The following is a 12,643-nucleotide window of genomic DNA, read 5'->3' on the forward strand; positions in this document are numbered from 1 at the left end:
CGGTTGAACACCGAATTCTGATCCGGGACAACCCTTCACATGATAACAAGTTTCAACGCGATCATAAGCATCACGATTCCGATGATAAAATCAAGAATCTGCCATGCGCGCGGGCGTGCAAAAATCGGTGAAAGCACTCTGGCACCGTAGCCGAGCGAAAAAAAGAAAACGAAACTCGAAGTCATCGCCCCTATCGCAAACCCCATGCGATCTGGATATTGGGCCGATATCGACCCGATCAATACGACCGTATCCAGATATACATGGGGGTTGAGCCAAGTGAAGGCCAGCACGGTCAGCATGGCCGCACGCAGACTGGTGTGCTGCCCTGTTGCGGTATCCATCACCGCCCCTCCCTGCCAGGCAGACCCAAAACTTCGTAGGGCGTACCAAATCAGAAACACTGCCCCACCATAGCGCATCACCGTTTCAAACCACGGCGCGGCCTGAGCCAGGGTGCCGAACCCTGCAACACCCGCCCCGATCAGTATCGCGTCAGACACTGCGCAGGTCAGGCACAGTGCAAAGACATGCTCGCGCCGCAGGCCTTGGCGCAGAACAAAGGCGTTCTGAGCGCCTATCGCCAATATAAGGCTAAAACTCAGGGCAAACCCGGCAATCATTGATGGGAACATGCAGCCTCCTGTCGATGCTCGTTGACTACATGGCCAGTGTGAATCTATCAAATTAATGATGATTACCCAGATTAAGTATCTCTAATGCTCCTCGATCCTCATCAGCTATCAGCATTGGCGGCGATTTTGCGACACGGCAGCTTTGAGGCCGCAGCCGCAGAGCTATCCGTCACCCCGTCGGCTATTTCGCAGAGGATCAAGGCGTTGGAGGATCGTGTTGGTGCGGCCCTTATTCATCGCGGCACCCCATGCACCGGCACTCCGGCGGGTCTGCGGATCGCCCGTCATGCCGAAGATATCGGCCTGTTGGAGGCAAAGTTGGCGCGAGAGCTGACTTTGGATCAGCGTGAAGGTCCGGTACGGGTTCGCGTCGCGCTACCGGCTGACAGTCTGGCCACGTGGTTTATCGACGCGATGGCGCGCGCCGAAGACATACTGTTCGACCTTGTAATTGACGATCAGGACCATTCGGCTGACTGGCTGCGGCGTGGCGACGTAAGTGCGGCGATAACGGTGGGTGGTCAGAACATTACCGGATGCGATGCCATTGCGTTGGGCACTTTGCGCTATTTGCCGACCGCGAGCCCTGGCTTCATGCAGCGGTGGTTTTCTGATGGGGTTTCCGCCAAATCCCTGGCACAGGCCCCCTGCTTGACCTTCAACCGTAAAGATAATCTGCAGAAATCCTGGATATATACCCAGACAGGCAGCCGTCTTTCGCCACCGTCTCACTTTCTGCCGTCCACAAATGCCTTTGTTGATGCGGCAATCGCCGGATTAGGATGGGGTATGAACCCCGAAAGCCTTGTAAGAAGAGCGATCGCAAATGGGCAGATCTGCGAAGTAATCCCCGATGCGCCGCTCGATATCGAACTGACCTGGCAGATCGGGCGTGTCCTTGCCCCTGCCCTTGCACCCTTGACCCAAGCGGTACGTCGCGCGGCAACGCAGCAACTGATCGCACCGGCGGCAGATTAGGCCTGCGACTCTGAAGCCTTTTGCGGTTTCGCGATGCGGTAACAGCTAAATGCCGCCCAGATGCTGGCCAGCACGATAAACACGATGGCAGCTGCAACCTCGTGCATATGTGCAACCGCGGCCAAAATTGCGGACAGTGCAACGGCAGCGAGTCTGCAGATGGATTTGATGGCTGCTGCGCCCTGAATACGTTGTTCCTTGGGCGCAACGTCTAAAAAATAAAGCTGGCGCGCACTGGAAATTCCAGTTGTCGCCACCGAGACGACAAACAGAGCAATGGCGTGCAAGTGAACTTCGTGATCGATACCGGCATAGTGGAACGCCAACAAAACGATCCCTGTCACTGCGACCAACAAGTTGCCCGCGACCATCACGGTACGGTGTGATTTCATGTTCACCAGTTGCCACAAGGGTGCCGAGACCAGATAGCCGGACGCGGATGAGATGATCATGGCCGTCAAACCCTTGGCCGAGTTGTGATGTGCCTCGGCAGCGATGAGCGCAAAAAACGGAACCGACAGCGACACGACAACCAAAGGAAGCCGCAGAGCCATATAGCGCCGGAACCATGGCTGTTCGAACATACTTACGATTCCGGAGATGATGTTCTGCAGCGATTGACGTCCTGCACCTTTAGGTTTTCCATTACCGGACTCATCGGGGGCGATCTCGGCCATGCCGAGAATGCATAATGCTGAAAACAAGAAAAACACGACCGAGGCCGCAATCACCGCGGAATGCCGCGAGAATGGCGGGTACTCTTTCGTGATCTCGTGTATCAGCAATACCAAGCCGATGGCACAAAGACCTCCCGCGCCCAATTGGAGATAACGGATAACCATCCGGGATTTCGATTTCAGATGATCGCCCAACAAGTCAGACAGCATCAGGGATTGGCTTTCTTCAATAAGCCCAATCATGAAAAAGGCGATCACAAAGGCAATGGCCGTCAATGAGACACTGCCGGTGGCCGCGATCAAAAGGGCCATCAGAAGGCAACCGCCAATTCCGATCTCGGTCAGGGCAATCCCGCGTTTCTTCCGCGCCTGCGCAGCAATGGAGCGGGCGAAAAACACGTCCGAGATCATGCTGCCAACCATGCGGATCGACACCAATGCACCGGCAAGGAACATCGGTAACTCCAGCGAGACCGCAAGGAATGGCAATACGATAGACGGGCTGCCCAAAGTCCACGCCACCTGGGAAAGGATACTTTGGCTAGCCAGAACCGGGACATTTCGTCGGGCCGGATCAGTCGATTTACTCGCCATTTGCGATGCTCTGCATGATGTGCCTACGGTTGCCTTTCAGGTCCTTCAGCCTCAATGATCTGAGTTTAATCGCAAGAGGCTTCAGGACCAAGGCTTGTGTAAGACGCGCAACTGCAACAGAAAAACCCGGCCGCTGGGCCGGGTTTGGTTCATCTGGCGTTTGTCCGATACATCAGAGCTGCGCCATAACCTCGTCGGTCGCTTCGAAGTTAGTGGTCACGCGCTGAACGTCGTCGTCGTCTTCCAATGCATCCACCAATTTCATCAGCTTTTGCATGTCTTCCAGACCCAACTCGGTCGTCGTTGTCGGCTTCCAGACCAGCTTGGTGGATTCGGATTCGCCCAGCGCCTCTTCCAGCGCGTTTGACACATCGTTCAGATCCGTATCTGCGCACCAGATGATGTGACCGTCATCCGAGCTTTCGACATCCTCTGCCCCGGCCTCGATCGCGGCTTCGAAAATCGTATCCGCATCGCCTGCGTCTGCCTGATACACAACTTCGCCCTTGCGGTCGAACATGAACCCGACCGAGCCGGTTTCACCCAAGTTTCCACCATTCTTCGAAAAGGTCGAACGAACAGTCGAGGCGGTACGGTTCCGATTATCGGTCATCGTTTCAACAATCACGGCCACACCGTTGGGACCATAGCCCTCATACCGGATTTCTTCGTATTCATCGCCCTCGCCTGCTACGGACTTCTTGATCGCACGGTCGATCACGTCCTTGGGCACCGAATTCGACTTGGCCTCTTTCACCGCCAGACGCAGGCGCGGGTTCTTGTCGGGATCGGGGTCGCCCATCTTGGCGGCGACCGTGATCTCTTTCGACAGCTTGGAAAACAGTTTGGACCGCGCGGCGTCCTGACGTCCCTTGCGGTGTTGGATATTGGCCCATTTGGAGTGGCCTGCCATGGTGCGTCCTCGTCATCGTGATTGCGTGTTTGGCGCTCATATAGACGTTTGCGGGGCAAAGGATCAAGAGAGCGGCTTGCCCTGTCTTCGCCCGTGACTATGGTGGCGGTATGACGACAGATCAGATCATTCTTTTTTCCCTTTTCATCGCCGTTTTCGGAATGCTGCTCTGGGGGCGGTTCCGCTATGACCTTGTAGCATTCACCGCCTTGATGATCGCGGTCACGCTGGGTGTGGTGCCCGTTGACAATGCCTTTGCCGGGTTCGGGCACCCGGCCACGATCATCGTGGCGTTGGTGCTGGTGGTTTCTGCCGGTCTGGTGCGCTCGGGTGCAGTGTTCATGATCACGCGCACACTGGTCGACGCATCGCGCGGATTGGGCGCGCATATCGCGCTAATGGGCGGCATCGGGGCGATCCTATCGGCCTTCATGAACAACGTCGCGGCGCTGGCGCTACTGATGCCAGTCGATATCCAGACCGCGCGCAAAGCGGGGCGCCCGGTCGGCCTTAGCCTGATGCCGCTCAGCTTTGCGACGATCCTGGGAGGGATGGCCACGCTGATTGGTACGCCGCCAAATATCATCATCGCCTCGATCAGGGCTGAAACACTGGGCGAACCGTTTCACATGTTCGATTTCGCACCGGTGGGCGGATTGGCTGCAATTGCGGGGCTGGCGTTCGTCGCGCTGATCGGCTGGCGCCTCATTCCCAATCGCGGCGCGCAGGAAGAACCCTCGGAAGTTTTGGCCGAATACATCGCCGAACTGACGATCCCACCTGAATCGCCCCATATCGGGAAACGGGTCAGTGAGCTTTATGAGGCCGCCGAGAAATCTGACGTCGCTATCATCGGCCTGATCCGGGACGGAAAGCGACGCTATGGTCGATCAACCCACGCAACCCTGCATGAAGGCGATGCGCTTGTTCTGGAAGCACGCCCCGAAGCGCTGGATGAGTTCCGCGCCGCGCTCAATCTGGATTTCTCGGACGCCCGTCGGCAGGAGGTTTTGACTGCCGAAGGCGAAGGGCTGGAAGTGGTTGAAGTCGTTGTCCCCGAAAGCGCGCGCATCACTGGGCGAACTGCGCAGGCGTTAGGACTGGCCTGGCGACAGAGTACAGTCCTGATGGGCATTTCACGCCAAGGGCGCCGGATCACCAGTCAGGTTCGCAAAACCGAGGTCGAGCCCGGCGACATCTTATTGCTGCTGTGCCCGCGCGACCGAGCACCCGATGTCACCGAGTGGCTCGGCTGCCTGCCCCTGGCCGAGCGCGGCTTGAATGTAACCGCGAATGAGAAAGCCTGGCTTGCCATCGGCCTATTTGCGGCTGCCGTGTTGGCGGCCAGTATCGGGCTGATCTATCTGCCGATCGCACTGGGGTTCGTGGTCGTAGCCTATGTTCTGACTAAGATCATGCCGATTGCGGATATCTACAACCACATCGAATGGCCGGTGGTTGTATTGCTGGGGTCAATGATCCCACTGGGCAGCGCGCTTGAAACCTCGGGCGGAACCGAGTTGATCGCCAACGCCTTGATTCAGCTGACCAACGGCCTGCCCGCCTGGGCAATCCTGACCGTACTGATGGTCGTGACGATGACCCTGTCCGATGTGTTGAACAACACAGCCACCGCCATTGTCGCCGCCCCGGTTGGCATTCAGATGGCGCGCACGCTTGAGGTGTCGCCCGATCCGTTTCTGATGACGGTGGCCGTTGCGGCGTCTGCCGCGTTTCTGACGCCCATTGGGCACAAGAACAATACGCTGGTGCTTGGTCCCGGAGGATACCGCTTTGGCGATTACTGGCGCATGGGGTTGCCGCTGGAAATCCTGATCATCGCGGTCTCGATCCCCGCGATCCTTGTGTTCTGGCCGCTTTGATGGCTAAAGGCTGCCTATGAAACGCTTTCTGATCCTGCAACTGCGCCCGGAAACCGATGCATCGGATGCCGAATATGCCTCGATACTGGACAAAACCGGGCTGCGCCCTGCGCAAACTCATCGCATCCGGCTGGATTGCGAAGACCTGCCCGAAGGGCTGGATGTCGTCGATTACGCTGGTGTCATCGTGGGTGGGGGTCCCGGCTGCGTCAGTGACGATCCGACCACCAAATCCGCGCTGGATGCAAAGATCGAAGGCGCGATCATGAGACTGATGCCCCAGATCACTGCGAAAGATCACCCGTTCATGGGCTGCTGCTATGGCTTGGGTATTCTCGCCGTACATTTGGGCGGAGATGTCAGCAAACGGCAATTTGGCGAACCGGTCGGACCGTCCGACTGCCGTCTGACAGAGGATGGCGCCCAAGACCCCTTGACCGCAGGCCTAAAGCCGAAATTCGAAGCGTTTGTGGGACATAAGGAAGCCGTACAGTTACTGCCGGATGGCTGCGTTCATCTGGTAGCGTCTGACCCCTGCCCGTTTCAGATGATCCGCTGGGGGCAGAATGTCTATGCCACCCAGTTCCACCCCGAAGCGGACGCCAAAGATTTTGAGCAGCGGATTAACATCTACAAGGACCACGGCTATTTTCCGCCGGAGGATGCGCAAAGCTTGATCGATATGTGCCATGCCGCAGACGTTACGGAGCCGGGTGAAATCCTGCGCCGGTTTGCTCAACGCTACGGGTGACCCAACGGCGTTGTTGCCTGATCTACGACCCCTCGCATAGGCTGGCCCGAATGACTTTGGGAGGAGTTGTTCTTGGACCTGCTTATCAACGTTGGCCTGCCCATTTCGCTGGCCATTATCATGTTGTCACTGGGGATCGGGCTAGAAGCCGCCGATTTCCGCCGGGTTTTGGCGCGGGGGTACCCCTTCGCCATTGGCGCCATCAGTCAAGTTGTGCTGATACCATTGGCTGCCTTCGCGACGGTCACTCTGTTCGGATTGCCCGCTGAAATCGCCGTGGGTGTCATGCTTTTAAGCTTTTGCCCCGGTGGGGTCACCAGCAACATCCTAGCAAAGTTTGCCAAAGGTGATGTGGCGCTGTCGGTCAGCCTGACAGCGGTGATCAGCCTGCTGTCCATCGTGACCGTCCCCATTCTCGCCGCATGGTCCATAGATCATTTCATGGGCGAGGCCGCACCCAAAGTTTCGATCAGCGCATTAGCCACCGCGCTGTTCCTGATCACGACCCTTCCAGTCGCCATTGGTGTCGCCATACGTCACTTTGCAAGGGGGTTCGCCATTCGGGTCGACGGCCCGCTTTCGACGCTCGCATCGATACTGTTCGTGCTGATCGTCGCGGCGGCACTGGCCGGAAACTGGCAGTTCTTCATCCAAAACCTCAGCTCGATTGGGGCAGCTCTGATCGCGTTGAACGTTGCGCTGTTGCTGATCGGTCTGGGGCTGGCGCGCATCGCCAATCTGACATGGAGTGAGGCGAAAACGATCTCGGTCGAGACTGGCATTCAGAATTCGGCGATGGGAATTACGCTGGCAGCTTTGATCACCGGCACCACGACCGGCTTCAGCCCACTTGCCGTTCCTGCCGCCGTTTATGGCATCACGATGTATGTGGTCGTAACCCCCTTCATCCTTTGGTTCCGCAGCCGCTGAAAGGACATCCGATGACCAATAACACCGCAGATGCGATCGTGATCGGAGGCGGCCTTGCGGGCCTCTCGGCGGCGGCCGAATTGGGCGACCGGGGCAAGCGGGTGATCGTGCTGGATCAGGAGCCCGAGCATTTTCTGGGTGGACAGGCGTTTTGGAGCCTCGGCGGCCTGTTCATGATCGGCACCCCCGAGCAGCGCCGCATGGGCATCCGCGACAGCCACGATCTGGCCCTGCGCGACTGGATGGGCAGCGCGCAGTTTGACCGCGATGAAGACAACTGGCCCCGCAAATGGGCTGAAGCCTATGTCGAGTTCGCCGCAGGTGAAATGCGTCCGTGGCTGCATGACATGGGGCTGCGCTGGTTTCCCGTCGTGGGCTGGGCCGAACGCGGCGGTTCTTATGCGGACGGACATGGCAACTCGGTCCCGCGCTTTCACATCACTTGGGGAACCGGCCCAGGTGTACTTGAGCATTTTATCCGCCGCGTCCGCGCGCATGTCGACGCCGGCTTGATCCAATTGAAGTTCCGTCACCAAGTCAGCCACATCATTATGCAAAATGGTTCTGCCAAAGGCGTGTCAGGGGAAGTCCTGGCCGATGACGGCATTCAAAGAGGTGGCAAGACCAACCGGGACGAAGTAGGCGAATTCGAAGTCTATGCCCCTTCGATTATTGTCACCTCTGGTGGGATCGGTGGGAATTTTGAGATGGTGAGACAGAACTGGCCCCGCGACCGGCTGGGTGAACCGCCCAAAGAGATGGTGGCAGGCGTTCCGTTTCATGTCGATGGCCGCATGATCCCGATCAGCGAGAAAGCTGGCGGACATGTCATCAACGGCGACAGAATGTGGCATTACACCGAAGGGGTGCGCAATTGGGATCCGATCTGGCCCGCGCACGGTATACGTATTCTACCCGGCCCAAGTTCGATGTGGTTCGATGCGCGCGGCAATCGCCTGCAACCCCCTTGCCTGCCGGGGTTCGATACGCTGGGAACGCTGAAAGAGATCCTGAAAACCGGATATGAATACAGCTGGTTCGTTCTGACCCAGAAGATCATCAAAAAGGAATTTGCACTATCGGGGTCCGAGCAGAACCCGGATTTCACTTCGGGCAGCTGGAAAGAGGTGATCCGTCAGCGCATCCTGTCTGGCACCAAGGCGACCGGCCCGGTCGAGGCGTTCAAGGAAAAGGGCGAGGATTTCGTCGTCGCCAACACGCTGACTGAATTGGTCAGCGGCATGAACCAATTAGGCGGAGGTCTGATAGACGAGACGCATTTGCGCACCCAGATCGAGGCACGGGATTCTCAGGTCGACAATCCGTTTTCCAAAGACGCCCAGATGATGGCCATCCTTGCCGCACGCAATTATCGGGGCGACAAGCTGATCCGGACGGCCAAACCGCACAAGTTCCTCGATCCATCAAACGGCCCGCTAATCGCGGTCAAGCTGCACGTACTGACCCGCAAGACACTGGGCGGGCTGCAGACCAATCTGGACAGTCAGATGATCGGCGCCAATGGACAAATCGTCCCCGGCTTGTTTGCAGCCGGAGAGGTCGCGGGCTTTGGCGGCGGCGGCTATCACGGGTACAACGCGCTAGAGGGCACGTTTCTGGGCGGTTGCATCTTCTCGGGTCGCAACGCAGGAAGGTCCCGCGCAGTGGCCTGATTACTGGGTGCGCACGAATTTCAGTATCGGCTCACCTGCAGCATCGAGCAAAACCATGCTGTCACCGGCAACGGCATAGCTCGTCACGTTTTGCAGGGCGGCAAAGAACTGATCCTCGACCTCGTCCAGTTCTGGCGGGCACGCCATTAAAGTCGCGGCCATATTGTCTGGAAACTCAAGGCTGTTGCCGGTGATCTCGGCTTGCCCGGAAAACCGGTTGCAACCGCCCGTGCCACCGAACGCACCACCTTGGGCGAAGGAAAGCTGGGGCGGCCGTTTTGTATCGAGCACGGTTCCACCGATACCGATGGCTGTCCACTCAGTCCCTTCCAGGGTCGCGGGGCTCTGAGCACCGGCCTGCACCAGCACAAGATCTGCCGAATTGCCTTCGCCGTTGGTCAGCACGGGATGGACCGTATCCGTCGTAAACAACAGCTCACCCCCGCGATAGATCGATCCGCGTACTGCATAGGTCATACCCTCGCGGATCAGCGCGTCATCAAAAGTCAGCTCAAATTCCGAGGGCACTCCGTTCAACGCATAGCGTTGCGCCGCCAGCGTGACCGCTGCCGCATCGGCCCGAGAGATATCCTGCAATTCGACAAATAGCGTCGCATCCGGTGGCAGGGCGATCCGTTCACGGTAGGTTGCCGTGCCAGTGACTGTTCCTGCCGAGCTTTGGCTGCCCAGCAAGGCCAATACGATTGCTCCGGCCACAATGGCCTGCCCGAGTTTTGGAAAAGGCATGATCCCATCCTTTCACATTCATCTTAGGCAAAAAGATTGTGACGATATCGACATTTACAAGGCCCGAAACACCAGGTCGGCGAATCCGTGCCAGTGTCAGAGCGGCCAGATGAACGGAATAAGAAGTGACGCCAGCAGACCCACAGTCAGGTTCAGCGGCACACCAACTTTCAGAAAATCGGTGAATCTGTACCCACCCGGGCCATACACCATCATGTTGGTCTGATAGCCAATCGGCGTCGCAAAGGATGCCGATGCCGCCACCATCACCGCGACCACCAGCGGGCGCGGATCAATTCCTACAGCCTGAGCCAGAGAGATCGCGATCGGAGTGACCACCACCGCCACGGCGTTGTTCGAAACCAATTCGGTTAGCACCGAGGTCAACAGATATACGGCCCATATGATCAAGAAAGGTGGCAACATGCCCAGCGCCGGTGCGACCGCTTCGACAATCAGTGTAACCGCGCCCGATTTATCGAGCGCAGCCCCAATTGCGAGCATGGAGAAGATCAGGGCCAGCAATCGGCCTTCGACAAATGAGAACGCCTCATCCGCGTCGATACATCGGGTCAGCAAAACCACAGCAACGGCGATGATCGACAACAGCAAAATCGGTGCCACGCCCAACCCCGCCATGGCGACGATCCCGACCAGCGCACCGATGGCTATGGGCGCATGGCTGCGGCGAAACGCTCGTGCCGAAGGTTGCGTAACATCGACCATATCCATATCGGCGGCCAGCTTCTGGATATCCGCAGGCGAGCCCTCTAACAGCAGCGTATCCCCGACGCGCACGGTCAAAGCATCCAACTGACGCCCGATATTCTGGTTCCTGCGATGAACCGCCAGGACGTAGACACCATATCGGCGACGTAACCGCATCGCACCAAGCGTTCGACCGACCATTCGGCAGCCCGGCGTGATCAGAACCTCAACCGTCTTGGTCTCAACGGCTGAGACCTGATCCACGCGCTTGAGTTCCTTGTTGCTTTGAAGACTCAGCAATTCGGTCATCTCGGTGCGCAAAACTACCCTGTCGCCCACTTTCAGCGTCACCCCCTTGAGGTTCCGCCGCAGCGAGTCATCGCCTCGGATGACGTCGATCAGGCGCACACCGGGGCGCTTGAACAGCTGAACGCCGGTCACTTCGCGGTCGATCAGATTGCTGTCGGGTGGGATAACCGCCTCAGTAAAGAACTTCATCTTGGACCGGTCGCTGAGCATCTCAGCCATGCTATCACGCTCGGGTAGCAGTCGTGGCGCAATGAAGCGCAGGTACACCATACCGTAGATCACCAGCGCGATGCCCAGCGGGGTAACCTCGAAGATTGAAAACGCCGTCATACCCTGTGCGCGGGCCACACCATCGACCAACAGGTTAGTCGAGGTGCCAATCAGCGTCAGCGTACCCCCAAGGATCGCCGCATAGCTGAGCGGGATCAACAATTTGGACGCCGAAACGTTCAGCGTGCGGGCGATCTGGATAAAGACCGGGATCATTACAACAACAACCGGTGTGTTCGACACCACCGCTGAAGCGACGACGACAAACGCCATCAATAACCCGATAGCAAACCGAGGGTTCACCTGCGCCTGCTTCTGCGCGAGCGAGGTGAAGGCATCAAGCGCTCCGGTGCGCACCAAGGCACCCATGATGATGAACATCGCGCCGATGGTCCACGGCGCGGGATTCGAAAGGACTGCAAGCGCACTTTGATAGGGCAGGATACCGGTTGCCAGCATCAGGGCCGCCCCGCCGATGGCGACAACTTCGGTCGGATAGACCTCGCGCAGAAACATGATGAACATGCCCGCTACGATCATCAGCGCCAGAATTGCGCTGCCCATCTCTGTCAGTTGAAGGAATTGCATTCTTGGTATTCTGTCCGAACCCTGATCTGGCATACGCGCCTAATAGGTAGTTTCACGTATTGCGTGCGGCGGGGCAAGTCTGACGTGCTTTTCAGGGTGTAGACTGCTGCAACCGCCCGCCAACACGAATCATCTGCACGGATTTTGCGCTTCCATCGCGGTCATCGGTTTCGACAAAAACTCCGCTCAAGGTCGCCTCACCGGTCGCAGGCGTAAACCGCGCCTTGGGCATCCCGGTTATGAACCGGCGCATCGGTTCCTGCTTGTCCATTCCGATGACCGAGTCATAGTCGCCGCACATCCCGGCATCGGTCAGGTATCCTGTACCGCCCGGCAATACCTGCGCATCCGCGGTAGGCACATGCGTATGCGTCCCAACCACAAGGCTTGCGCGTTTGTCGCAATAATGGCCCATCGCCATTTTCTCGGACGTTGCCTCGCAATGCATGTCGACGATGATCGCCTGCGCCTGGCCGCCGCGTGGGTGCGATTTCAGGATCGGTTCAATGGCCGAAAAGGGATCGTCAAAGGGGCGTTTCATGAAGACCTGCCCTAACACCTGCACCACCAGAACCTTGCGACCGCCCGGCGCGGTGAACAGTCGATGCCCCCGCCCCGGTGCCCCTTTGGCATAATTCAACGGACGCACGATGCGAGGTTCTTTCTCAATAAACTGCAGCATGTCTTTCTGGTCGAAAGCATGATCGCCCAAGGTGATACAATCGGCCCCCGCGTCCAAAAGCAGCTTGGCGTGGTCCCCGCTCAGCCCCATTCCGTTCGAGGAGTTCTCGCCGTTGACAACGACAAAATCCAGCCGCCATTCGTCACGCAGGCGTGGCAGATGCTGCTGGATGGCGGCGCGACCCGAGCGCCCCATGACGTCACCAAGAAACAAAATCCTCATGATTGCGGTCCTAGGGGCTGGAAGTGGCAATAACAAGGCAGAAGCAAACAATCACTCAGCCTGAAGCCTGCCAATGTAAAGGA

General features: G+C 57.9%; 11 protein-coding genes. 5 read left to right on the top strand and 6 right to left on the bottom strand.

Annotation, left to right across the window (positions count from 1 at the left end):
• Positions 1–35 precede the first annotated feature (35 nt).
• A complete protein-coding gene (locus tag ACR0DK_RS01160) occupies positions 36–635 on the bottom strand; it encodes a LysE/ArgO family amino acid transporter (RefSeq protein ID WP_480562391.1) in 600 nt (199 codons plus the stop codon).
• A gap of 84 nt (positions 636–719) precedes the next feature.
• Here ACR0DK_RS01160 and ACR0DK_RS01165 point away from each other — a divergent pair, with 84 nt between their 5' ends.
• Positions 720–1,613 (top strand): LysR family transcriptional regulator ArgP, encoded by an 894-nt coding sequence (locus ACR0DK_RS01165; protein WP_480734588.1) that lies wholly within the window; start codon positions 720–722, stop codon positions 1,611–1,613.
• Here ACR0DK_RS01165 and ACR0DK_RS01170 read toward each other — a convergent pair.
• Both ACR0DK_RS01170 and ACR0DK_RS01175 read right to left on the bottom strand, forming a co-directional pair.
• A complete protein-coding gene (locus ACR0DK_RS01170) occupies positions 1,610–2,884 on the bottom strand; it encodes an MFS transporter (protein WP_170420736.1) in 1,275 nt (424 codons plus the stop codon). The genes ACR0DK_RS01165 and ACR0DK_RS01170 overlap by 4 nt on opposite strands.
• A 172-nt stretch (positions 2,885–3,056) precedes the next feature.
• Positions 3,057–3,797 carry a YebC/PmpR family DNA-binding transcriptional regulator gene (locus ACR0DK_RS01175; RefSeq protein ID WP_170392173.1) on the bottom strand — a complete coding sequence of 247 codons (741 nt, stop codon included), beginning with the start codon at positions 3,795–3,797 and terminating at the stop codon, positions 3,057–3,059.
• Between the two features lie 110 nt (positions 3,798–3,907).
• On the opposite strand from ACR0DK_RS01175, the gene ACR0DK_RS01180 reads away from it, so the two are divergent.
• The 4 genes from ACR0DK_RS01180 (at position 3,908) to ACR0DK_RS01195 (ending at position 9,034) form a co-directional block, all read left to right on the top strand.
• Positions 3,908–5,680: an SLC13 family permease gene (locus ACR0DK_RS01180; protein ID WP_480734589.1), complete on the top strand. Its 1,773-nt coding sequence runs from the start codon at positions 3,908–3,910 to the stop codon at positions 5,678–5,680.
• A gap of 16 nt (positions 5,681–5,696) precedes the next feature.
• On the top strand, positions 5,697–6,431 hold the full coding sequence (locus tag ACR0DK_RS01185) for a glutamine amidotransferase (protein WP_170647947.1): 735 nt from the start codon (positions 5,697–5,699) through the stop codon (positions 6,429–6,431).
• A gap of 72 nt (positions 6,432–6,503) precedes the next feature.
• Positions 6,504–7,361, top strand: a complete 858-nt coding sequence (locus ACR0DK_RS01190) for a bile acid:sodium symporter family protein (RefSeq protein WP_170512356.1) — start codon at positions 6,504–6,506, stop codon at positions 7,359–7,361.
• Between the two features lie 11 nt (positions 7,362–7,372).
• A complete protein-coding gene (locus ACR0DK_RS01195; protein ID WP_170625250.1) occupies positions 7,373–9,034 on the top strand; it encodes an FAD-binding dehydrogenase in 1,662 nt (553 codons plus the stop codon).
• On the opposite strand, the gene ACR0DK_RS01200 is transcribed toward ACR0DK_RS01195, so the two are convergent.
• From ACR0DK_RS01200 to ACR0DK_RS01210, 3 genes are all read right to left on the bottom strand, one after another.
• A complete protein-coding gene (locus tag ACR0DK_RS01200; protein ID WP_170625249.1) occupies positions 9,035–9,781 on the bottom strand; it encodes a YbaY family lipoprotein in 747 nt (248 codons plus the stop codon). It lies immediately after the preceding gene.
• A 96-nt stretch (positions 9,782–9,877) separates the two neighbouring features.
• Complete coding sequence (locus tag ACR0DK_RS01205) at positions 9,878–11,656, bottom strand: SLC13 family permease (protein ID WP_480734590.1); 1,779 nt, start codon at positions 11,654–11,656, stop codon at positions 9,878–9,880.
• A 91-nt stretch (positions 11,657–11,747) separates the two neighbouring features.
• On the bottom strand, positions 11,748–12,560 hold the full coding sequence (locus ACR0DK_RS01210; RefSeq protein ID WP_170512362.1) for a TIGR00282 family metallophosphoesterase: 813 nt from the start codon (positions 12,558–12,560) through the stop codon (positions 11,748–11,750).
• Between the last annotated feature and the right edge of the window lie 83 nt (positions 12,561–12,643).

This window comes from Ruegeria sp. CE6 (genome assembly GCF_056537485.1).

Coding starts and splice junctions, on each gene's coding strand:
- ACR0DK_RS01195 (WP_170625250.1), top strand. CDS start 7,373: ATGACCAATAACACCGCAGATGCGATCGTGATCGGAGGCGGCCTTGCG.
- ACR0DK_RS01165 (WP_480734588.1), top strand. CDS start 720: ATGCTCCTCGATCCTCATCAGCTATCAGCATTGGCGGCGATTTTGCGA.
- ACR0DK_RS01210 (WP_170512362.1), bottom strand. CDS start 12,560: ATGAGGATTTTGTTTCTTGGTGACGTCATGGGGCGCTCGGGTCGCGCC.
- ACR0DK_RS01175 (WP_170392173.1), bottom strand. CDS start 3,797: ATGGCAGGCCACTCCAAATGGGCCAATATCCAACACCGCAAGGGACGT.
- ACR0DK_RS01200 (WP_170625249.1), bottom strand. CDS start 9,781: ATGCCTTTTCCAAAACTCGGGCAGGCCATTGTGGCCGGAGCAATCGTA.
- ACR0DK_RS01180 (WP_480734589.1), top strand. CDS start 3,908: ATGACGACAGATCAGATCATTCTTTTTTCCCTTTTCATCGCCGTTTTC.
- ACR0DK_RS01160 (WP_480562391.1), bottom strand. CDS start 635: ATGTTCCCATCAATGATTGCCGGGTTTGCCCTGAGTTTTAGCCTTATA.
- ACR0DK_RS01205 (WP_480734590.1), bottom strand. CDS start 11,656: ATGCAATTCCTTCAACTGACAGAGATGGGCAGCGCAATTCTGGCGCTG.
- ACR0DK_RS01185 (WP_170647947.1), top strand. CDS start 5,697: ATGAAACGCTTTCTGATCCTGCAACTGCGCCCGGAAACCGATGCATCG.
- ACR0DK_RS01170 (WP_170420736.1), bottom strand. CDS start 2,884: ATGGCGAGTAAATCGACTGATCCGGCCCGACGAAATGTCCCGGTTCTG.